25 protein-coding genes and 1 tRNA gene are annotated in these 21,361 nt (G+C 66.2%); 6 read left to right on the top strand and 20 right to left on the bottom strand.

The features are described from left to right. Window positions 1–247 precede the first annotated feature (247 nt). From K7957_RS04915 to K7957_RS04945, 7 genes are all read right to left on the bottom strand, one after another. Window positions 248–1,156 (bottom strand): class I fructose-bisphosphate aldolase, encoded by a 909-nt coding sequence (locus tag K7957_RS04915; protein ID WP_223010803.1) that lies wholly within the window; start codon window positions 1,154–1,156, stop codon window positions 248–250. Window positions 1,157–1,179: 23 nt separating this feature from the next. Then, window positions 1,180–1,560: a type II toxin-antitoxin system PemK/MazF family toxin gene (locus tag K7957_RS04920; protein WP_223010804.1), complete on the bottom strand. Its 381-nt coding sequence runs from the start codon at window positions 1,558–1,560 to the stop codon at window positions 1,180–1,182. Then, window positions 1,551–1,793, bottom strand: a complete 243-nt coding sequence (locus tag K7957_RS04925; protein ID WP_223010805.1) for a ribbon-helix-helix protein, CopG family — start codon at window positions 1,791–1,793, stop codon at window positions 1,551–1,553. The genes K7957_RS04920 and K7957_RS04925 overlap by 10 nt, the downstream gene beginning before the upstream one ends. Before the next feature lie 285 nt (window positions 1,794–2,078). Next, on the bottom strand, window positions 2,079–2,483 hold the full coding sequence (locus K7957_RS04930) for a hypothetical protein (RefSeq protein WP_223010806.1): 405 nt from the start codon (window positions 2,481–2,483) through the stop codon (window positions 2,079–2,081). A gap of 7 nt (window positions 2,484–2,490) precedes the next feature. Next, window positions 2,491–4,410: a 1-deoxy-D-xylulose-5-phosphate synthase gene (dxs, locus tag K7957_RS04935; RefSeq protein ID WP_223010807.1), complete on the bottom strand. Its 1,920-nt coding sequence runs from the start codon at window positions 4,408–4,410 to the stop codon at window positions 2,491–2,493. 52 nt (window positions 4,411–4,462) lie between these two features. Next, entirely contained in the window at window positions 4,463–4,930 is a 468-nt protein-coding gene (locus tag K7957_RS04940) for a Fur family transcriptional regulator (RefSeq protein ID WP_223010808.1), read from the bottom strand. A 46-nt stretch (window positions 4,931–4,976) separates the two neighbouring features. Further along, entirely contained in the window at window positions 4,977–5,366 is a 390-nt protein-coding gene (locus K7957_RS04945) for a MerC domain-containing protein (RefSeq protein ID WP_223010809.1), read from the bottom strand. Window positions 5,367–5,477: 111 nt separating this feature from the next. Here K7957_RS04945 and recJ point away from each other — a divergent pair, with 111 nt between their 5' ends. From recJ to K7957_RS04965, 4 genes are all read left to right on the top strand, one after another. After that, window positions 5,478–7,223, top strand: a complete 1,746-nt coding sequence (gene recJ, locus K7957_RS04950) for a single-stranded-DNA-specific exonuclease RecJ (protein WP_223010810.1) — start codon at window positions 5,478–5,480, stop codon at window positions 7,221–7,223. Window positions 7,224–7,288: 65 nt separating this feature from the next. After that, a tRNA-Glu gene (locus K7957_RS04955) sits at window positions 7,289–7,363 on the top strand. 1,040 nt (window positions 7,364–8,403) lie between these two features. Continuing rightward, window positions 8,404–9,126 (top strand): Crp/Fnr family transcriptional regulator, encoded by a 723-nt coding sequence (locus K7957_RS04960; protein WP_223010811.1) that lies wholly within the window; start codon window positions 8,404–8,406, stop codon window positions 9,124–9,126. Window positions 9,127–9,821: 695 nt separating this feature from the next. Then, the gene (locus K7957_RS04965; RefSeq protein WP_223010812.1) at window positions 9,822–10,040 is read left to right on the top strand and encodes a hypothetical protein; all 219 of its coding nucleotides are present in this window, start codon (window positions 9,822–9,824) and stop codon (window positions 10,038–10,040) included. A gap of 680 nt (window positions 10,041–10,720) precedes the next feature. On the opposite strand, the gene K7957_RS04970 is transcribed toward K7957_RS04965, so the two are convergent. Next, window positions 10,721–11,533, bottom strand: a complete 813-nt coding sequence (locus K7957_RS04970) for a DUF3800 domain-containing protein (RefSeq protein WP_223010813.1) — start codon at window positions 11,531–11,533, stop codon at window positions 10,721–10,723. A 290-nt stretch (window positions 11,534–11,823) separates the two neighbouring features. Between K7957_RS04970 and K7957_RS04975 the strand changes: the two genes are divergently transcribed. Beyond that, a complete protein-coding gene (locus K7957_RS04975; RefSeq protein ID WP_223010814.1) occupies window positions 11,824–11,979 on the top strand; it encodes a hypothetical protein in 156 nt (51 codons plus the stop codon). A 2-nt stretch (window positions 11,980–11,981) separates the two neighbouring features. Then, entirely contained in the window at window positions 11,982–12,596 is a 615-nt protein-coding gene (locus K7957_RS04980) for a hypothetical protein (RefSeq protein WP_223010815.1), read from the top strand. Between the two features lie 10 nt (window positions 12,597–12,606). Here K7957_RS04980 and K7957_RS04985 read toward each other — a convergent pair whose 3' ends face one another. The 12 genes from K7957_RS04985 to K7957_RS05040 form a co-directional block, all read right to left on the bottom strand. Beyond that, on the bottom strand, window positions 12,607–13,125 hold the full coding sequence (locus tag K7957_RS04985) for a hypothetical protein (protein WP_223010816.1): 519 nt from the start codon (window positions 13,123–13,125) through the stop codon (window positions 12,607–12,609). A gap of 154 nt (window positions 13,126–13,279) precedes the next feature. Further along, on the bottom strand, window positions 13,280–14,245 hold the full coding sequence (locus tag K7957_RS04990) for an alpha/beta hydrolase family protein (RefSeq protein WP_223010817.1): 966 nt from the start codon (window positions 14,243–14,245) through the stop codon (window positions 13,280–13,282). A gap of 217 nt (window positions 14,246–14,462) precedes the next feature. Further along, window positions 14,463–15,791 carry a DUF1996 domain-containing protein gene (locus tag K7957_RS04995; RefSeq protein WP_223010818.1) on the bottom strand — a complete coding sequence of 443 codons (1,329 nt, stop codon included), beginning with the start codon at window positions 15,789–15,791 and terminating at the stop codon, window positions 14,463–14,465. Continuing rightward, window positions 15,788–16,786 (bottom strand): LamG domain-containing protein, encoded by a 999-nt coding sequence (locus tag K7957_RS05000; RefSeq protein WP_223010819.1) that lies wholly within the window; start codon window positions 16,784–16,786, stop codon window positions 15,788–15,790. The genes K7957_RS04995 and K7957_RS05000 overlap by 4 nt, the downstream gene beginning before the upstream one ends. After that, complete coding sequence (locus K7957_RS05005; RefSeq protein WP_223010820.1) at window positions 16,786–18,825, bottom strand: hypothetical protein; 2,040 nt, start codon at window positions 18,823–18,825, stop codon at window positions 16,786–16,788. The genes K7957_RS05000 and K7957_RS05005 overlap by 1 nt, the downstream gene beginning before the upstream one ends. Window positions 18,826–18,907: 82 nt before the next feature. Continuing rightward, window positions 18,908–19,048, bottom strand: coding sequence for a hypothetical protein (locus K7957_RS05010; protein WP_223010821.1), 141 nt, complete (start codon window positions 19,046–19,048; stop codon window positions 18,908–18,910). A 37-nt stretch (window positions 19,049–19,085) separates the two neighbouring features. Then, window positions 19,086–19,475, bottom strand: coding sequence for a hypothetical protein (locus K7957_RS05015; RefSeq protein ID WP_223010822.1), 390 nt, complete (start codon window positions 19,473–19,475; stop codon window positions 19,086–19,088). Then, window positions 19,463–20,008 carry a hypothetical protein gene (locus tag K7957_RS05020; protein ID WP_223010823.1) on the bottom strand — a complete coding sequence of 182 codons (546 nt, stop codon included), beginning with the start codon at window positions 20,006–20,008 and terminating at the stop codon, window positions 19,463–19,465. The genes K7957_RS05015 and K7957_RS05020 overlap by 13 nt, the downstream gene beginning before the upstream one ends. A 94-nt stretch (window positions 20,009–20,102) precedes the next feature. Beyond that, on the bottom strand, window positions 20,103–20,411 hold the full coding sequence (locus K7957_RS05025; protein WP_223010824.1) for a hypothetical protein: 309 nt from the start codon (window positions 20,409–20,411) through the stop codon (window positions 20,103–20,105). Window positions 20,412–20,413: 2 nt separating this feature from the next. Then, window positions 20,414–20,788: a hypothetical protein gene (locus K7957_RS05030; protein ID WP_223010825.1), complete on the bottom strand. Its 375-nt coding sequence runs from the start codon at window positions 20,786–20,788 to the stop codon at window positions 20,414–20,416. Continuing rightward, a complete protein-coding gene (locus K7957_RS05035) occupies window positions 20,775–21,209 on the bottom strand; it encodes a hypothetical protein (protein ID WP_223010826.1) in 435 nt (144 codons plus the stop codon). Before K7957_RS05035 ends, K7957_RS05030 begins: the two co-directional genes overlap by 14 nt. Before the next feature lie 5 nt (window positions 21,210–21,214). After that, window positions 21,215–21,352 (bottom strand): hypothetical protein, encoded by a 138-nt coding sequence (locus tag K7957_RS05040; protein WP_223010827.1) that lies wholly within the window; start codon window positions 21,350–21,352, stop codon window positions 21,215–21,217. Between the last annotated feature and the right edge of the window lie 9 nt (window positions 21,353–21,361).

Below are 21,361 nucleotides of genomic sequence, written 5' to 3' on the forward strand. Positions count from 1 at the left end.
GGGCGACGCTCGGTAAGCGCCACCGCGGCCTACCCACCTGGGCCCCGGCGTTCGCCGGGGCACGGTGACGAACGCACCACTATTCCATCGGAGCGAACGAGCCCCATCCCCGACCATCCGACACCCCAGACTGGGTCCGGGATCCACTGACCCGCGAACTCCGCAAGCGTTGCTCTCGCAGACGGCTCGATCCCGGAACAAATCCGGGATGAAAGGAAATTTTGACCGCTCTCCCAGAGCCTCCCCCTCACCCCTCGCCGCGGTAGATCGCTATCAGCTTCTCCAGCATCGCCAGCGCCTCGCCGCGCTCGCGCTGGAAGGTATTGCGCCCGATGATCGAACCGTTGCCGCCGCCCGCGAGCACGTCGCGCGCGTCCTGGTAGACCGCGTCGATCCCCTTGGCCGCGCCGCCCGAGAACACCACGATGCGCCGCGCCGCGAAGCTCGACTGGACGACGTGGCGGACGCGATCGGCCTGGTTCGACCAGTCGGTCCCCTCATAGGCCTTCTGCGCCTCGGGCTGCTCGATATGCGCGGTCGGCAGCTTGACCTTGATGATGTGCGCGCCGAGCAGCGCCGCCATGTGCGCGGCATAGGCGCTGACGTCGAGCGCCAGCTCGCCGTCCTTGCTCAGCTTGCCGCCGCGCGGGTAGCTCCAGATCACCGTCGCGAGGCCCGCCGCGGCGGCCTCCTCGCGCAGCCCGCGGATCTGCTCCATCGACTCGAAGATGTCCTCCGAACCGGGATAGATGGTGAAGCCGATCGCGGCGCAGCCGAGCCGCAGCGCGTCCTCGACGCTGCCGGTCTGCGCCTGCGCGTTGCGGGTGGCCCAGCTGTTCGAGCTGTTGAGCTTGAGGATGGTCGGGATGCGCCCCGCGAACGTGTCCGCCCCCGCCTCGAGCGAGCCGAGCGGCGCGGCATAGGCCGACAGGCCGGCGTCGATCGCGAGCTGATAGTGATAGTGCGGGTCGTACGCCGGCGGGTTGACCGCGAAGCTGCGCGCCGGGCCGTGCTCGAAGCCCTGATCGACCGGCAGGATGATCAGCTTGCCCGTGCCGCCCAGCTTGCCGTGCATCAGAATGCGCGCGAGATTGGCTTTGATCGCCGGGCTGGTGGCCTCGTACTTGTCGAGGATGGACTTCACGATCGGGGTCATATTCCGTCCCTATCCAGTTGTACTTAAAGCGCTAACCAGCGGCGCAACGCCTGATCGACCTGCTCCATGCGGGTCGCGGAAGCGTGGCCGATCACCTTGACGATGCGATGACGACGCACCGAGGTGATGCGGTCCACCTGCACCTCGCACTCGACCGTCAGCCCGGTATGCTCCTGCGGCGAGATCGCGACCCGGAACAGCGACTCACCGCCGACCACCGCGGTGAGCGGGCAGAGCGTGACGGTCGCATGCGTCTCATTGAAGAGATCGGCCTGGACCACGACGCACACACGCGGGCCGCCGGCCGCATCCACGGGCGCGGCGAGCTCGACGATGGCGCCGTGCGTGATCGCCGGCGCGGTGTCGACCGCGCCGGTCGCCTGCTCGGCCAGCGTCACCGCCATGCCGAGTCCTCCGCCTCGATCGTCTCCCAGAAGGCATAATCCTGCTGCGTGTCGCGGCGCGACGCGCGCTGCGACTGGCGCCGCGCCTCGCGCCGGAACGCCTCGTCGTGCAGTTCGACATAGCGCCGCACCGCCTCGCGCGCGATGTCGCTCTTGCTGCGACCCTGGGTACGCGCGACCGCGGCGAGCCGCTCCTCCAGTTCCGTGTCGAGCCTGACGCCGAGCAACAGCACCTCCGTTTAACGCGTTAAACGATAGAGCGACGACGGGAGCTTGGCAAGCCTCGTCTGTCCTACACGAGCGAGGATGTGTGAAGATCGCGCCGCTCTTTCTCACCGTCGATATAGCGCGCGCGTTCCCCCGACCGCCGCGAATGTTGAGTCGTGCTGCTCCAGCGACTCAACTTTCTCAACATTCACGCGGCACAGAAAGCGGAATGCCTGGATGCACAACGGGTTGCGGCGAGCGAGTCGTTAAGGTCGCGTGACGCTACAATCCTCCCGGCTTGCGGGCACGATCTAGGATTGCCTCACCCTCTCTCCCAGGTACCGCACCAGCGCGGCCACATCGGGCAGGTCCGCCACGAGCAGCGCCTCCCGCTCCGCCGCCGCCGTAAGTCCGAGCCGCGCCCCCGCGTCGAGCGCCACGTCCTCCACCTCACCCCGGTCAAGCTTGAGGAAGCGGCGCAGCGTGTCCTCCGGTCGCGGCACCACGCCCTCGCCATAAAACGGCGCCAACGCATCCCGCACCGCGAGCGCAACGCGCGGGTCAAGCTCCGCGAAGCAGGCGTCGAAGTCCGCCGCGGTCCAAGCGGCGCGCACCGCCACCGCCCCGCGCACGCGCCGCACCATCAGCCAATTGGCCCAGAGCGCGCCGATCACGTACAGCGCGGTGAGCGCGCCGACCTTCTCCCAGCCGGTCACGCCCGCGTCAGGCGCGCGCGATCGCGCCCGCCTCGTTGTAGCGCAGCGCGGTGAGCACGGTGCGGACGATCGCGTCGGCGTCGAGCCCCGCCTCGGCATATTGCACGTCGGGCTTGTCCTGGTCCTGGAACAGGTCGGGCAGCCGCATCGTGCGGATCCGCAGGCCGGCGTCGGTAAGCCCCTCGTCGGAGGCGAGCGTCAGCACATGCGCGCCGAGGCCGCCGATCGCGCCCTCCTCGATCGTCACCGCCACCTCGTGCGAGGTGAGCAGGCGGCGGATCAGCGCCTCGTCGAGCGGCTTGGCGAAGCGAAGGTCGGCCACCGTGGTGGACAGGCCCTTGGCATCGAGCGCGTCGGCCGCCTTGAGCGCCTCGCCCAGCCGGGTGCCGAGCGACAGGATCGCCACCTTCTTGCCCTCGCGCACGATCCGGCCCTTGCCGATCTCGAGTGCGGTCGGCTCGGCGGGAAGCGCCACGCCGGTGCCGTTGCCGCGCGGGTAGCGCACCGCGATCGGGCCCGAATCATGCTCGACGCAGGTCTGCACCATATGCGCCAGCTCGGCCTCGTCCGCCGCCGCCATCACCACCATGTTGGGCAGCGTCGCGAGATAGGTGACGTCAAAGCTGCCCGCGTGGGTCGCGCCGTCGGCACCGACCAGCCCGGCGCGGTCGATCGCGAAGCGCACCGGCAGGTTCTGGATCGCGACGTCGTGCACCACCTGGTCGTAGGCGCGCTGCAGGAAGGTCGAGTAGATCGCGCAGAACGGCCGCATCCCCTGCGCGGCGAGGCCGGCGGCGAAGGTCACCGCATGCTGCTCGGCGATGCCGACGTCGAAGAAGCGCTCCGGGTGCGCATTGGCGAACAGGTCCAGCCCGGTGCCCGAGGGCATCGCCGCGGTGATCGCGCAGATCCGCGGATCCTTGTCCGCGGCGGCGCTGAGCACCTGGCCGAAGACGTTCTGATAGGCCGGTGGCCCCGGCGGCGCCTTGGCCTGGGTGCCGGTGATCACGTCAAACTTCTGCACGCCGTGGTATTTGTCGGCCGCCTTCTCGGCGGGAGCGTAGCCCTTGCCCTTCTTGGTCACGACATGGACGAGGATCGGCCCCTCCGCCGCGTCGCGCACATTCTCCAGCACGGGAATGAGATGGTCGAGGTTATGGCCGTCGATCGGCCCGACGTAATAGAAGCCCAGCTCCTCGAACAACGTGCCGCCCATCGTCATGCCGCGGGCATATTCGTCGGTCTTGCGCAGCGAGGTGTGGAACGGCCGCGGCAGCCGGCGCGCCAGCCGCTTGGCCAGCTCGCGGACGCTGAGGAACTCGCGACTCGACACCATGCGCGAGAGATAGGCCGACAGCCCGCCGACCGGCGGCGCGATCGACATGTCGTTGTCGTTGAGGATCACGACGAGCCGGTTGCCCGCGGTCTCCGCGTTGTTCATCGCCTCATAGGCCATGCCCGCGGACATCGCGCCGTCGCCGATCACCGCGATCGCCTTGCCCGGCGCGCCGCTCAGCTTGTTGGCGGTGGCGAAGCCGAGCGCGGCCGAGATCGAGGTGGAGCTGTGCGCCGCGCCGAACGGGTCATATTCGCTCTCGCTGCGCCTGGTGAAGCCCGAGAGTCCCCCGCCCTGGCGCAAAGTGCGGATGCGGTCGCGCCGTCCGGTGAGGATCTTGTGCGGGTAGCATTGGTGACCGACGTCCCAGATCAGCCGGTCGCGCGGCGTGTCGAAGACATAGTGGATCGCCACGGTCAGCTCGACCACACCCAGCCCGGAGCCGAGGTGGCCGCCGGTATGGCCCACGGCGGAGATCGTCTCCTGGCGCAGCTCGTCGGCGAGCTGGCGAAGCTGGTCGGGCTTCAGGGTGCGGAGCGCGTCGGGCGTCTCGACCGTGTCGAGCAGCGGAGTATCGGGGGCATCAGCCATCTAAGCGGAATAGCTGAGCGACATCAGCCTGTCGATTACCGGTTTTGGCGCTTCAGTGCGTGGCGGCGGAACAGTCGCGGCAGCGCCCGCGCAGCTCGATCACCGGCCGCTCGGCGGCGAAGCCCGAGGCCGCGGCGGCGTCGCGCAGCCCGCGCGTGAGCGAGTCGTCGTCCAGGTGGGTGGTGACGCCGCAGCCGTCGCACACCAGGAAGATACAATCGTGACGGCAACCCGGGTGCGCGTTGGCGACATAGGCGTTGGCGCTCTCGACCCGCTGCGCCAGGTTGGCGGCGACGAACAGGTCGAGGATGCGGTACACGCTGTTGGCCGCGATCCGGCGCCCCTGCGTGCGCGACACCTCCTCGGCGATGTCATAGGCCGAAGCGGGCTTGGCGAAGCCGCTCAGTGCCGCATAGACGCTCTCGCGCATCGCGGTCCACTGCTCGCCAGATCGCTCGAGCGTGCTGCGCGCGGCGGCCAGTAGGTCCGCGCCCTCGGGTTCGTGGTGACGATGCGCCATGGTCGTTCCAGATTAAGCGCGGCGCGCCCGGGCAGCAAGCATCGGCTCAGCCGCGGGCGCGTCGGTTGACGGTGTGGCCCGCCGCCAGCAGCGCGACGCCCGCGATCGTCAGCAGCGACTCGACCAGGTGCGAGTCCCCGTGCGGCACGATGATCGCCGCCGCCATCAGCGCCAGGCCGCCGCCGCCGAGCATGACCGGCAGCAGCCGCCGGTGCGCCCGCACGCCGCGCCCGAAGGCGAGCAGCCCGAGCGCGAGCGCGAGCACCAGCCCGACCTCGTGGATCAGCGGGCTGCCGAGCAGGCCGCCCGCGGTCGACAGCAGCGCCACCGCCGCCGTGGTGGCCAGGCAGTGGACGACGCACGCGGCCGACAGCCAGATCGCCCAGCGGTCGACGCGACCGGGGCGTTCGCTGCGAGGGACGGGCGACGACGACATGCCCCGCCAATTAGGTGATGCGCGCACATGTTACAATGTCTCATCGGCGAATTTTCTCGCGGGCTTCGGGGCACGTGACTTGCCCCCGCGCGATGCGGTAGGAGCTCCGCGATGCGTCACGTACTCGATGTCGAGCGCTCAATCCTGGGCCAGCCGTGGCGCTGGCGCGCGCTGGCGGCAGATCAGCGCGAACGGTTCGTGCCCGACGACCTTCTCACCCAATTGCTGCTCGCACGCGGCTGCCCGCGCGACGGGCTGGAGGCGCATAAGGCACCATCGATCCGCGGCTTCATGCCCGACCCCTCGATCTTCCGCGACATGGACGCCGCCGCCGAGCGGCTCGCCGACGCGGTGGTCTCGGGCGAGCAGGTCGCGGTGTTCGGCGACTATGACGTCGACGGTGCCACCTCGTCGGCGCTGCTGGCGCGGCTGCTCGGCGCGCTCGGGCACGCGCCGCGGGTCTACATCCCCGACCGGCTCACCGAGGGATATGGCCCGAGCGTGGCGGCGATGGAGCGCCTAGCGATCGAGGGCGCGACGCTGATCGTCACGGTCGACTGCGGCGCGCAGGCGTTCGAGGCGCTCGCCGCGGCACGCGCCGACGTCATCGTCGTCGATCACCACCAGTGCGCCACCGAGCTGCCGCGAGCCCATGCCGTGGTGAACCCCAACCGCCGCGACGAGACCGACGGCGCCGCGCACGGCCACCTCGCCGCGGTCGGGGTCGCCTTCCTGCTCGGCGCGGCGCTGTTGCGCGTGCTCCGAGCGCGAGGCCACTTCGCCGCGCGCGCCGAACCGAAGCTGCTCGAGCTGCTCGACCTTGTCGCGCTCGGCACCGTCGCCGACGTGGCGCAGCTGCGCGGACTCAACCGCGCCTTCGTCGCCCAGGGTCTCAAGGTGATGGCGCAGCGGCGCAATATCGGTCTGGCAGCGCTCGCCGACGCCGCACGGCTGACGCGCGCGCCGACCGCGACCGACCTCGGCTTCGCGCTGGGCCCGCGGATCAACGCGGGCGGCCGCGTCGGCCGTGCCGATCTCGGCGTGCGGCTGCTGACCACGAGCGACCCTGTCGAGGCGCGCGCGCTGGCCGCCGAGCTCGACGGCCTCAACGAGGAGCGGCGCGCGATCGAGGCGATGGTGCAGGAGGCCGCCGAGGCGCTGCTCCGCCAGGATCGAGCGGTCGGCGTTGTCGCCGGTAGCGGCTGGCATCCCGGCGTGATCGGGATCGTCGCCGGCCGTCTCAAGGAGAAGACCGGGCGCCCCGTGATCGTCATCGCGCTCGACGACAACGGGTCCGGCAAGGGCTCGGGCCGATCGATCACCGGCGTCGACCTCGGCGCGGCGGTGCTCGCGGCGCGCGAGCAGGGCCTGCTGGTCGCCGGGGGCGGCCACGCGATGGCAGCGGGGCTGACGATCGCCGCCGATCAGGTGCCCGCCTTCGCCGACTGGATCGAGGCCAGGCTGGCCGACACGGTGACAGCGGCGCACGCCGGCCGCGCGCTGCTGGTCGACTCGGTGCTGGCGCCCGGCGGCGTCACCGCGGCACTGGTCGAAGCGCTCGAGGCGGGTGGCCCGTACGGCAGCGGCTGGCCGGCACCGCGTGTCGCGGTCGGACCGGTGCGGACGATCAAGGTCGACGTCGTCGGCAGCGGTCACGTCCGTGCCATCGTCGCGGGGGACGACGGGCGGAGCCTCAAGGCAATGGCCTTCCGCGCCGCCGATACCGCGCTGGGACAGGCGCTGCTCGCCGCCGGGCCGTCGCGCCGACTGTGGCTGGCGGGTCGCGCGCGGATCGACGAGTGGAGCGGCCGCGGCGCCGCCGAGCTCCACCTCGACGACGCCGCCTGGGCGGTGTGAGGCCGAGTGCGGCGAACCGGCTTGACCGCTCTCCGCTTTGCCCGTAACCGACCAGCCGCCCTAGCGGCCCCTTCGTCTAGTGGTTAGGACGCGGCCCTTTCACGGCTGAAACACGGGTTCGAGCCCCGTAGGGGTCACCAATCGCAGAAAACTGCGATTTTTTAGGTCAGCGGGGTGTACCTAGTACCCCCGGCTGACGCCCGAGAGTACCCCCCCGCCCTACTTGCGCTCCCCACAGCGCGCTATGCTGACTCCTCTCGATTGGAGCGCAGCATGGGTCACGAGCTAAAATTGCCCGACGGACAAATCCTGCCTGGACTGCACAGCATCTCAGACGTTCGGCATGGCGCGAGCGTTGAGGTCGGCATGTACAGTCTGCGCATCGATGCAAAACGATCGGTGCCATCAACCATCCCTTGCGGCGGCTGGCAGCTCCAGCTTGTCAGCGAGACTGAGTGGATAAGAGAGCTGCGCTCAGATGCGCGGACCACACAGGGTTGAGCGGTAAACGGGAAACACCGGCTAACCCATGTAGCTATCCCCCTCACGAAAAGAGACCCACGCTCCGGCGGCCCTGGCGCGATCACCATTGCCTTCGTTCTCGACGGCGAGTCGCAGCATCGTTGCTCTGTCACTTGCCGACGTCAGACCCTCTGCAAGCCGCCGGCATCGTGCTGCCTCCCGATAAAGCAGCTCTGCATCGTCAACCACAGGTTGAGAAAGGGCCATGGGTTTTGTGAGATCAGGCGCCGGCCTACTGTCACGTTTCACGACGATGAGCCAGATCAACCTGTTCGCTTAGCGGCAACTGATCGATTGTGCGCCCAACGAGAAAACCTCTGTGCCAAGCGCCGTGTTGTTCCGAGGCGATGGCTTGGTTGAACGGGCAATCAGCCAGAGTAGCCTCCAGCGATCGTCCAGCCCGCCGACCGGCGACCAGCGCTTCGGCAATCAAGAGTGCATAATCATGGTGGGGTCGCGATGGAAGCATTTTCACTTTGGTGGATCTCCAATCGCGGCGCGCTCGTCTGACCAAGCGCTCCCGAACATCGCCGTTGATTTCAGACCATCAACTTCCACCTGAGTTATAAACGTCGGCACAAAATATCATAAAGCTTCATGATGCATGTTATTGTGCAACCTTGATCCAGGTTTATGTTCTTTGCGAATTGGAGGATCGATGGACAATCCGCTTGCTCTAAAACTAAGTAGTTTTACTGATTTAAGTGGGGGTGACCTGGCCGCGCTCGACGCCGTGATCGGCACCCCGATACTCCGTGATGCGCACAGCGACCTAATCCAGGACGGTGAGCGACCGGAGAAGGTAATTCTGCTTCTCCGCGGCTGGGCCTGCCGGTACAAAGTGCTTGAAGATGGATCAAAGCAGATCATTGCCTATCTCGTGCCGGGCGATCTGTGCGACCCGCATGTTTTTATTCTGGACGCGATGGATCACAGCATTGGCCTGCTGACCGACGCGGCGCTTGCCTTTATTTCGCGTGACGCCATCATCCACCTGACAGACTGCTGTCCCAAGATTGCGCGAGCACTTTGGTGGTCGACGCTAGTGGATGAGGCGGTGCTGCGTCACTGGCTCGTCAATCTCGGGCAACGCGACGCTTTCGATCGGGTCGCTCACCTGTTCTGCGAGCTGTGGGACCGCTTGCGACAGGTAGGCCTGAAGGAGGACGACGAGTTGGAGGTCCCGCTAACGCAGGAACAAATCGGCGATACGATGGCGCTTACTACGGTTCACGTGAATCGTGTGATTCAACGGATGCGCACCGAAGGGCTTGTCTCAATCAAGAGAAAGAAGATCCGCGTACACGATCTCCCGCGCCTGCGCGAACTATGTGGCTATGATCCGAGCTACCTGCATCTTCGCCGGCGATCACAGCTATAGAAACGTCTCGCTTAGAAGAAGCGGCCGCGCAGGGACTTCATTGCGTAGTTCGTCGGCACCGCCTTATGATCTTTGAGATGAGTCGCTATGTGCACTTACGTAACGGCCGCTTTCATTTCTTTCCCGTCCTCGACCAACTTGTCAACGTCCCACCGCGCCACCTGCTGCGCGCCCGCGCAATCTACCCATACCCGCTCTCGCGTCGGAACACCTATGCGGATGGCTGACGAGAGATTGACGGTCGTCTACAAGCCCGACTTGAAGACCAGCGGTCGGATCACTTCCACGACTTCGTCGACGAGCAGCTATCGGCGAAAGCCTTATGACCAAACGTCCGCTTACCTCGCCAGAGTGCCCGAGATCGGCCGTTCCGGTTTCCTGCCATGAGCAGACCGTCAGCTTACGGTGAATCATCGGCAGGCGGCCGAGCCGACCCGAGATTGACGAGGCTTGGACCGGTGTCACCCACTGCACCTTAATCACAGGTGACCTCCCCACCCTTTTACGGCTGCAACACGGGTTCGAGCACCGAAGAGTCGCCTTGATTTAAAGCAATAAAATCTTCTTGGTTTATAAATCTGCGTTTTAGTTCTTCATCGAGATCGACGGTAGTTTCGTTTATCGTTAACATAGAGCAAAGCGCGTTGACGACTGGAGCAGTTGGAAAGCTTCCGCTAGAAGCTGGGAGCAACGCCATGCCACGTCAAAAGAATATGGCTTATTATCGTGCTCGTGAAGAAGCCGAGAGAGCTCGAGCAGCAAAGGCTACTGATCCGATTGCAGCGAAGCTGCATCTGCAATTGGCTGAGCAGTACGGGAAGGTTGTCAGGGGTGAGGAGACCATCTCGCGCCTGCTAGCCGCGCGCGACTCCAAGCAGGCCATTTCAGACGCCGACAGCGAAACGCCGTCCTGATTAAACATCAGAATGGCGCCGATCTCGAGGAAATTTACTCAGCCGGCTCGGTGTAAACGAGCCGCTCTACCAGCTGAGCTAAGCGCCCGGCGCGAGGAAAGCCTCAGAAAACCGCCGTTCATGCCCCCTCTACACGCCCGGTTTCAGGGAGCAAGAGGGAGCGAAACGGGAACGAGCGGAACCGAGAGTCCCGAACTATTCCCGAACAGCGTTGCGCCGCTTTCTGTAGCTTCATAGAGCCGCGGTATGCCGGATCGGATGGCGCTCACACCCGAGGAGAAGCGCGATAGTGCGCGTCGACGCCTAGCTGCGAGCGCGTGCGTTCTCGGGCCCGACACGCGTTACGAGTTTATCCCGAACAACATGGCCGCCGGGCCGTGCGAGCACTGCCTTGCTGCCGCCTTGCGCACGTACACCGCCGACGAGGCGCCACTCGCCCCGCTCGCTGGCTGCCCCCACCCTGACCAGTGTGTCGGCTACCACCGCAGCCTGCTCCCGCTCGGCTGACCCGGCGGCGCGGTGGAGCGGCGGAGTGGCTCAAGCTGATTGCCGATTAGCCCGTGTGGGCTCTGAGAACCTTCAGACCGGAATGAAACGCCTGCGACCAAGCGCTGGGATGCAAGCACCGGGCGAGGAAGCAGCATCTGCCTCGATGGCCGCAGACATCCAACCCGCGTTGGTCATTTCACGCGGAACTGCTCCGCGTCCCACCATTTCGCCCGAGAGTCGCGTGCGACTGGTACAAGTGACACACGATTTCTGATCGCGCGTAATAATTCCCGGCGGTTAAAAGATATGTTGATGACCAAAGGCGGAGCGTCTTTTTGATCCAGGAATGGGAAATCGTGAGAGCCCAGTTTGTCAGACTCGCCCACGATAATCCACCGCCTGACCCACCACGCCCAAAGGTCTGCGGCCTGTAGAGGAACTCTCTCACGATCATTTATAAATTTCGGAGAAGACTCAGTAAACATAGGAAACATTTTTGCGGCATCGAGGTACTCCCAAGCCGCTTTCAAAGACGCTTGGTGCGTGTGGCAATCGAAGATTACGTCCATTGGGGCGTCTTCTACCCCAACCTCATGCAGCATCGGCTTTAGAAGTTTCCATCGTCCAGCGATGCTTCCAAGGAATAAGTTAAAGCAAATCTGATATGGATCTTCCAACATAGACATGTTGCGTGGCGAAGTTAGGCCAACGATGTGCTTTCGCGCATGATCGAGATCATCCTGCCTTATAGAGATAGAAAAATACGCTCGAACGTGTTCCGCCATCACCCGATAGAACGCCGGCATGCGAGCCATTCGTTCCTCGAGCGCGGCCATCTCTGACATTTTAAAGTGGTAAACGCCGTCAGCTGCTAACGTGCCAAACGGCTTTAGCAGTTCCTGCCAGCTTTCAGAGAACCTTTCCCAATCCGGGAGATTCGCTAAAACTCCTGCAAAGACGAACAACCCATCGCTTGCACTTTCGTCGACGAAGAGCTGTGCCACCATGCCGTCCACCCTCCACTACAACCTACGAATGGGTCTAAGCTAGTAAGACGATTTCGAGATGCAACGGCTTTGACGAGGGCCGGTATTCAGCTTGGAAGGCTGCTGCACTACCATTGTGCTATACCCGCATACCCGCAGAAAAGCGTGCTTTTCTCAAGGCAGCTCAGGAATGTTTTGCAATCCTGTTTTGCGGCTGCAGGCGATAGCGCAGCCTCCGAGGACGGTCAATCGGCTGCTTCGCGCGCTCGGGTGCTTGCTCCACACGGCCGAACGCGCGACGCTGCGCCATGCCTGACGACTCGCCGCAGCTCACTCCCGAAGCGCTCGCCACTTGGACAGACCAGGAGCTGCTCACCGGACGGGTGAAGACGACGTGGGAGTTGGGCGACCCGGCGATCGACGCGCTGGCGGCTGAAGTCGCACGGCGCGAACTGGATTTTTAACTTTGCACCCCGTAGCACTCGCGAAGGCCGCCACTCGCTTTGCCCGCGCGGAGCGCGCTGTCGCATCCCTTGAAGCGGCGACAACACACGACGAGGCCGAAGCGGCTTGGAACGACTTCCTTACGGCTTCCGGAGTTGTGTTCAACGTACTTGAGCAGGGCGCTAAGAGCAGCCCTCAAAGTATCGGATGGTACTCCCGCGTAAAAGGGGAGCGCAAGTCCGATCCAGCTTTGTCTTACCTTCACCAAGCCCGCAACTCAGAAACGCATGGCATAGAAAGCGTAACCACGCGGCACCAGCAATATGACCTTCCGGACGGCCATCCGATTTTTAAAATCACTGTCGACGAAGGCGCGCGCATATGGAACACGACCTACCAAGGACCAGATGGTATCAGGCGAAGCATGCATCTTGATCGAAAAGATGGCATCCGCTTGGCCGCGGTCACCAACAGAGGCGTAGTTTACCACCCGCCTCGGGTGCACATGGGTCAGGTTCTCGAAGAGGTTTTTAATCCGATCCCGCTCGCACGCGCTGCGATCGCCCACTTGAGCCGGCTTCTGGAGGAAGCGAAAGAACTTGCCACTTTATCGAGCGATCAGCCGCCTCTCGCCTGATCTGGCTCACCTATCGAAACTCCGCCCACACCGGATGCCCGGCGTCGACCAGCTTGGTGACGATCCACCGCATCGCCTGAAGCGCCGGCCCGTGCGGTTTGCCGCGCCCGGTCTCCGCCGCAGTCCAGAAGGTCACCAGCAACTCGCGATCAGGCAGGTAGGGCCGCAGCACGCGCAGTGCGAGGCGAGTCGCCGGCACGCAGACGTCCTCGTCTCGCGCGCGGCGGCTCGCGTCATCGAGCACCGCCAGCGCCAGGTTCATCAGCAGCGCCCGTGATCGGCGCGCGCGGCGCTCGACGTCGTCCTGGCCGAACGGCACGCCGTCGACGCGCGTGTCGGTCGAGTCGCACTTGCGGCACGGCATGGTGCGCCGCACCGCCTCCCACTCCATCGAGAGCCGGCGAAAGCGGCGATCGATGATCAGCTCCTCGAGGTCGTGCTGCTTCACCGCCTTGCACGCGCGGCAGGTCACCCGCACGGCGCCCTCGACTCGGCGGAGGTCCTGTAGCGTCTTCGGTGGGCCGACCATGCTGGGACGATATGCCGGAACGAAGAGCGAACAAAGACTTGAACTGCACCCGGCGACCTGCGACTCGGAGATCGGCGCGGCGTCTCCTTCCACACGGATCGCCCGCTCACCCGCGGCGCCCTCGGCTCACCACCAGCGCCGCGGGTGGTATGCGCTAACTGCCGGCTCGGATGGTGGCCCAGTCCTTGGCAAGGTCGCGCATGGTGGGCTTCATTAGCCCTTCGTGCTTGCCCTCGAAGATCGTCAGGGTGGTGTTGCCCGCCTTCCGGAACAGATGGACCGCGCGACCGCCGACCGTCCGGCCGCTCCCCTCCTCCGGCCCTGTTCTGGAGTAGAGCACGTCTCGCTCCACCTCAGGCTCAATCACAGCCGAGCTGAAGCCTCTCTCAGTCGCAATGCGGTTGAAGTACCGGATGGAATGCTCAGGCGAGACCGAGGTGGTCATGCCATCGCGGATGCCGTGAAAGATGTGAAGCGCCGGCATCTTCTGCGGCAGCGGCATAAACAAGGGTGAGCGACGGCGCGCCTCAGCGGTGTTCAATGAGCCGTGCGAGCCGGTGCACGCCATCACGTCGTCGCCATAATGGTCATCGCGGTGGACGCTATGCCAACCGGTCAGATCAGTGATCGGCACCCAGGCGTAGTAGGCTCGAATGGGCAGCGCCCCGCTCTGCGCGCCACAGAGCGCGGTATAAGCGCCGCCCGACTCGCCCACGATATAGATCGCGCGCTGGTCGACCTTACCATGCTGGACCGCGTAGGAGATCGCGGCCTTGATACCGTCGATGATCGCCGGAGAGCAGCATGCCGACGGCTTGTTGTTCGGGCCGGCGAGCGCAGGCCGAATGTAATTCCACCCCTTCGCCGTCACCAGCTTGTCGAGCCGAGCATCATCGCCGAGGGTGCCGCTCTGGTCCTCGCTCCATTGATGAAGATCGATCACCAGGGGCGCGCGCTTCGTCGCCGAAGCGAACCGCGCCTTCTGACCCGCCGCGGCGCCATACGATGGTATGGAGATGGTCGGAGGTCCGGTGAAGTCGATCCATTTCAGCTCGAGCTTCCTCTGGTAGCCAGGGAGGTTCTGCTCGGCGAACGCGCCAATCGCGCAGCCAAGCGCCAACGCTCCCGCGGCTAAGCGACGCCTCCAACGAGGCCGCGCGCCGACGTCGGCACGCGAGGTGGAACCTACGGCCGCAGCCGCATACCCAGTTGCCATTTCGAAGTCCCCTGCCCCATCCCCCGATGAGAGCTAAGCGCCCGTACTAAAGAGGTAATCTCAAAGGAAGCGGGCAACCTGAGTTACAGCCAAAGTGGTGGCGAAAGTGGTGTGCATAAGCTCAGTGCACCATCGCCATCGCCATCGGCACCGTGCCCGCCGGCGCCGGCACCACGCGCGGACTGGCGAGGTAGCCGAAGCCCGCGCGCCGCTTCATGATCGTGCCGTCGCCAAGCTCGCCGTCGGCGCAATTGAGCAGCTTGTCGATGCAGTTCGCCATGGCACCGTCGATCGTGGGGCCATCCCACGCGGGGATATAGTCGGCGTGCAGCGTGGTGCCTGCCTTGCCGGTCGGCGGGTCCGAGGAGAGCCGCGCCGCGCCGTCCGCCTTCGTGATCGTCCAAGCCATCGTCTGCGTCAGCTCGGGGATGATCTGGTCATAGCCGGCGGGGCACTGCTCCTGCCCGCTGTTCAGGTCGCGGACGAAGTGCACCACGTGCGAGCGATGATCGGCGCTGTCGGCCGCGCCGTTCCAGCACGAGCCGAAGTTGACCGTCCCGAGCACCTGCCCAGCGCCGCCGCAGTCGGCGAGCGCGTCGGTCAGGTTGTCGCGGTGCACCTGATTGGTAGCGCAGCGCCAATGGAAGACGCGGTTCTCAGACGGCTGAGCGCCGGTCAAGTCGTGGTCGAAACCGGCGATCAGCTTCATGCCGTTCGGCAGCTTGACGCACGCCTTCGCCATGCGCTGGCACTCGGGATCGCTGGCAGGTCGGCGCTTGTAATAGATCGAGATGTAGTCGGGACGGATGACGTCGAGCGCGGCGTTGAGCAGCGCCGGCATCCAGTAGGCCGAGCGATTCAGCTCGTTCATGCAGGTGCTCTCGCCCTTGGTGCGCAACGAGGCGAAGGTCGAGTTGGCGTCGGCCGAGAGGTTGCCGAAGAACTGGTGGAGCGCGTGCGCCTTGCCGGGCTGGCCCGGCCAGACGATCGGGTCATCCTTCAGCAGCTGCCCCGCTTGGCAGATGAAGCGGAAGGCGCCGACAACGTCGGGCGCAGCGCTGGGCGGGATCGGCGTGCCGCCTGAAATTAACGCGGTGCGGTCGAGGGGGCTCGGGATCGCCGCGGGCAGCGCGGTGCTAGTTGGCTTCGGCGCGGTGGTGACGGGTGGCTTAGGAGTCGGCGTGGGCGTCGGCTTCGGCGTGGGTGCCGGGGTAGGCTTCACCGGCGTAGGTGGCGCCTTGTCGAGCTCGACGATGCGCGCGACGCGCGGTGCAGCGATCGCGTCGGCCGCGGCGCGCGCGCAGTCGATGTCAGAGCGCAAGCCGGCGCGGTCGACGCTGGTGGCGACGCGGTTGACGGGAACCTTGGAGCAGCCGGAGACCGTGCCCGCCTGCGCGGCCGCGGGGGACGTGATCGCGGCGAGCGCCACGACGAGCAGCAGGCGGATCATGGCAGCACCTCGTTGTTGCGCCAGATCTGGCGCTCGTCCTCACAGAGCACGCGGACGGAGTGGACGATCATGTCGGAGGGCGGGGAGCCGAGCGCGGGCGCAAGGTATGGCTGCCCCTGCTCAGGCCAGGCGATGCCCGAGCTGTTGTTGAGGATGACCTGCCAGTCCTGATTCCAGGCGAAGCCAGTCGGCCAGGGCGTGACGTCCACCGTCTTGCCGTCCACCGCGAGGCGCAAACCCCACGGACGCACCTCGATCGTGTAGGTGTGCCGCGACGCAATTACGAACGAGGTGCCCAGGGGCTTGCCCGCGCCGGTCAGGGGGAAGTCGTACTGCTTATGCAGCACTTGGTCGCCATCTGGATGGTAGGGCCAATCGTGCAGCGTGCGGGCCAGCCGCTTACCGAAGACCTCAACATCGATCTCCGCCTCGCGCGCGTCCGGAATAGCGGGGTGATCGGCGTCGACGAAGGGGCGACGACCGCAGGTGTAGAGCCACAGCGCCGAGAATGGGATGCGGCCATCCACCTGCGCCGGGAAGGTCGCGTCGAACTCGACGACGAAGGGCGGCTTGAACCGCACCGCGTAGAACGACGACAGGTGGGGGCTGATCCAGGGCTTGATCTCCTTGCCGAGCCACTCGCCCTTCATCGCCCACTGCCGCCAGAGCTGCGTCCACTCGGCGTCGGTCGGCTCTCGCGAGCGGAGGCGCAGGCCCCCGTTCACCAGCGAGTAGAGGTCAGTAGCGCACGGGTGCGCCGCGCTCAGGAAGTCGTCGAAGCCGTAGCCATACCGCGAGCGATCGAAGTCCGACCACCAGCGACCGATCGACGACCACAGTCCACGCCCGGCCATGCTGCCGGCATAGCTCGGCCCTCCGGTCCGGTGGTTGAAGGTGGCGAACTGGTCGTCGATCGCGACCGCGCGATAGGTCTTCAGGTTGCCGCCGGCGTGAGAGCCGGCGTCCGAGACCGCGATGCCGATAGGGTTCGGCATCAGTAGCTCGCCACCGTGCCGGCGCCGGTCGTCGTCGGCACCGGCGTCACGTTGCGATAGTTGAGGGTGCCGCTATTGATGCGGTACGCCTCGGCATCGCCGCCTGCCGGCGCCTCGACCGTAACGCCGTCGAGCCAGATGATCGCCTGGTTGGACAGGTCGACCGAGCTGCTGGTGATCTGCGAGGTCGCGGCCGTCTTCGAGGTGCCGATGAACCCGCCGAGCATCCACAGATAGCTGGTGTCGATAAAGGCCACCGTTCGATCGTCGGAGCCGCAGGCCACGCAGTTGACGAGCACCACCGCACAATCCTCGTGCGCGGTGAAGTCGTTATCGCTCGTGCTGGCCAGCGTGCCCCCGATCGTACCGGCGCCGAAGCCGACGCACTCGTTGAGCAGCCCGGTCGAGCCCGCGCCGGTGACGCTGGTCCCGCCGTTGTTGTGCCAGTTCCAGTTGTCCTGACCAGCGTTATAGATGCCCGCTCGATAGCCGTAGACCTGGGCGTTGCTGACGATCCCGAGGCCGTTCGAGTTGGTGCCCTGGACCGACGAGCCGTTCAGCACGATCTGCGCGCGCGCGCCGTTGCCAGTGTACGTGCTGACGATGCCGCCGGTCCCACCGATGACGTCGATCCCCTCGAAATACTGGGTGACGCCGGCGGTGTTGATCGGGACACCGTCGCGTCCGTTCGCGCAGAGGACGATGAGCGGCGAGGATGCGGCTACCGCGCGGCCGTCCGCCGGATTGTAGTAGGTGTTCGTGCCGTCGTCGAACCAAGTGCCGCGGGTAGCCGCGCAGGCCGCGAGGCTCGCCGCCTTGGCAGCAGTGGCGAACATGGCGGGCGCATTCGACTGGCTCTGGAACGTCACGCCGCTACCCGAACCGCTGGTCGCCGTCTGCGTGACGGTGCCAGTGACAAGGCTGCTCGCCGGGGTCACCACGCTCCAGACGCGGATGGCGCCCGACGATACGCCGAGGACCTTGATGATCGCGCCGTTGGAGAGGGTGACCGTGTCGTTGACGGCATAGCCGCTGCCGGAGGCCAGCTTGCGGTAGGCGTAAGCCTTGACCGCGCCGTCCACTACCGTGGTCGGCACGGCGCTGCGCGCGTTCTGATAGACCTGCGGGTAGGTGGCGTTCTGCGACCAGTTGTTCACCGTCCCGCTCGAGGCTGCGGCGAGCAGCAGGCGATACTGCGGCGTCTCGTTGATGATTGCGACCGAGCCCGCGAAGCCAGGCGCCGCCGGCCATGCGTTCGAGCTGCGCATCACGACGTCGCCCGTCATGTTGATGATGCGAACGGTGTCGCCGGGCTGTGCCTTGTTCGTCAGCGTCCAGCCGAGATTCTTGTACGGCGCGGCGCGGGTGCCCGCGACGCCGGTGCCATCCGTGCCAGCGGTCGGGTCGACATACCAGGTCGTGCCCGCCGAGGGGGCCATCGCGCGTGCCGCGGTGCCATCGAAGCTCGTCGAATAGGTGCCGTTGTTGAGCGCAAAGGTCTGCGAGGGCGAGTAACGCGCCGCGAACGTGGAGGGCGCCGTGAGGGTCGGCGAGGGCGTCGGGGTCGGGGTGGGAGTCGGCGTGCCGCCCCCCGCAGCGCTTACTTTCACGATCACGGTGTTGATCTCGAGCACCGGTGCAGCGGTGATCATGGTGTTCGCCGCACCGATGGTCTCCGGCATGCCGAACACACGGACCTGGAAGTAGCGCAGCGAGCCGTCAGGCTTGGTGACACGAATGGCGTAGAGCGCGCTGTTGGTGGGCGCGGCCGCGATCGCCAGCAGCGCCTGGCCTGCATCGGCGTCGTCGAGCGCAATGGTCGGCGTCAGCGAGCCATAGTTGGTCGGCCCCTTATACTTCTGGAGCGGACCCTTGAGGGGCTGGAACGTGACCACCTCGGTCGCCGCGCCGAACCCGCCGATCGACTCGACGTTGCCGATCTCCGTGTAGCTCAGCGCGCCGTAAGCTGCCGCGGTCTGCCCAGCAGGCGCGCCAGCCGAGATCGCGAGGCCGGTGCCGGCCGCGGTGGTCGAAGCCATGAGTCTATTCTCCCTGAGGTCTGCCGGCTCGCCAGCAGTCGGATGTTGGATTTGCAGTCGTGCGGATGCCGTCGAAGGCCTGTCAGTGAGCCTTGAGCTGCTGGTCGACGGCGCGATCGCGCGCCTCGCAGCGGCGGATCATCTCGAGCGCGGAGCGCCGGTAGAGGTTGGACGTCTCGAGCTGGCCGGTCTGGGTGTCGCCGAAGACCTGCCAATCCGCCACAGTCGCGGGATCAGGCGGGACCTCGGCGGACGGAACATCAGCGGCCAGCGGTCCCTGGACGAGGGCCGAGCAGGGCAACGCAGCCCGGCTGATCACGGGTCGAGGGCCGCATGCAGAGCTTGCCAAGAGCAGCCCGATTGGAAGTAGAGGGGACAGCAGTCGTGCTGCCCGGCGCGCGGCGCATCGCATCTTCGTTCTCCTTGGAGGTGGCCGCGGTCACCGCGGCGGTCGTCATGGCGGCGGCAGTGTCGGCCGCGGCGCCGATCGCGGCGTCGGCCATCGCGTCGGAGCGCGCGCTGCCGGCCTGCGCCTCCGCGGCGGTCTGCTGAGCCCGGCTACAGGCACGCGGGCCGATGATCGCCGCGGCGAGTCCGACCACAACGACGAACGCGATAGCGATGATGACGGAGCGCATCAGCGCGCCCACTCGCCGGTCTTGTGGTGAAGCCAGCTCAGGAAGTCGCCGACCGTCTTGCCCTTCAAGATGGAAGGGTTCGCCTTCGTCGCGGCCGACCCAGCGAGCTCGTCGGCGCGCGCGCTCACGTCGGCGCCGATCACCTCGGCCGCCTTGCCGGCGCCGAAGAAGTGCGCCGCGTAGAGCGAGGCACTGTTGATCGGGATGCCGGCGCGCAGCAGCACCACGACGTTCTTCGCGGTCAGCGTCTTCACACGCGCGAGCTGCTCTTCGGCCGTCGGCTTAAGGCCGCCGAACGGCAGCGCCGCGTTGCTGCCCCAGCTGCCGCCCTCGCCCAACCAAGTCGCCTTGAGGAACTGGTAGAGCCCCGACCCGCTCGACGTCGGCGCCTTGGCGTAGAGCTTGTGGCCGCTCTCGATCCCTGCGAGCTTGTCGAAATAGTCGGGCGGCACCTTCGTCGAGGCGGACGGCGCCGGCGCCGCGGCGGGCGCCTGCTCGTCGCGGGGCACGCCAATCGCGTCGGCGAAGGCGTTGAATGCCGGCATGTGCTCATCAAGCAGCTTTCCGCCGGGGCCGAATGGGCGCACGGCAGCAGCGAGCAAAGCCCGTTTGGTCATCGTCAGTCCTTCTCGAGTGAGGTCAGCGCGGCTCTTCGGTGACCGCGACAGGATCACCAGGGCGGCCGGTCGGCACGTCGGCCGGCCGGGAGTCGGCGAGCTGTGCCGACTGCCTCTCGATCGTCACCGCGTCCGCAGCCGCTCGCGCGCCGTCGATCGCCTTCTGCACCGCGAGTGTCATCGCGCCGATCAGGCCGCCCGCGAGGGTATCGAGGAGGCGCTGGCTCGCCTCGGGCACGGTGCGGTACGCCACCAGAACGGCGATGCCCGCGACTGCGAGGATCAGCATCGTGGCGAGCACATAGCGCCAGTGTCGGTCGGTGTCGGTCATGATCACCCCTTGTCGGTTAGGCGGGCGAGCATCACCGCCACCTCGGGCGTGAGGCTCGGATTGTGGCGCGCGTCGGTGTTCTCACGCAGCGCGCGGGTCAGGCTTTCCATGCAGTCGCGCTCGGAGCGGCTATCGGAGTGCCGCAGCTCCTTGCCGTCGCGGATCTCCGCTTTCAGTTCGGAGACCATGTCGATCAACGACTTGATTGAACGGGAGTCGACCATGGACGCGGCAACCACGGTCGCCTCGCCCTCGGCTACCGGCGGGGCTGCCTTCTTCTTTTTCCGCTCGTTCCAGGTCAGCCAGGCGACGGTGCCTGCCGTTCCGAACAGTGCGCCGACAGACTGCACCCACGTCGGCACCTCACTTGCGTCCATCGCCATACGTCCCCGAAGCAACCCGGAGCGCGTCGGCTCCTGCGTACTGAAACATGATCGCTTCGAGGGCGAAGAGGCCGGCGTAGGTGAAGACGGCAGGAGACCGCCACTCCACTGCCAGCGCGCCGGCCGTCAGAAACGCCCACACGAGCATGCCGACGCCGCTGCCGATCTGCCGTACCCTCGGCGTCTCGCTGCGCGAGCCGTTGACGTAGAGCGCGACCAGGCGGAGGCATCCGACGGCGAAGGTGACCGTGCCCCACCACTCCTCCGGCGCCATCTCGCGCAGCGGCCGGAAGAAGGGACGGCCGAAGCTGTCCCCTGGGAGCAGGAGCGTGAAGCCCCACCCCCAGAGGATGAAGGCCAGCACCCACTCGGGCGCCCGCTCCCGGAAGGTCCGGGCGAACCGAATGAAGATCACGAGCCTTACTTCTGAGTGCCGTCGGGATAGGGCGCCGCTTCGACCCAGTTGCCGGCGTCGGCGTTGCCAGCCGGCCGGTCTGCGTCGCAGGCAGCCACCAGCAGCGCGGCGAGCAAGGCGCTCGCCAGCATGATCTTCCTCATGGTCTTTCT

It is taken from the genome of Sphingomonas yunnanensis, from assembly GCF_019898765.1.
GTDB classification, from domain to species: domain Bacteria; phylum Pseudomonadota; class Alphaproteobacteria; order Sphingomonadales; family Sphingomonadaceae; genus Sphingomonas; species Sphingomonas yunnanensis.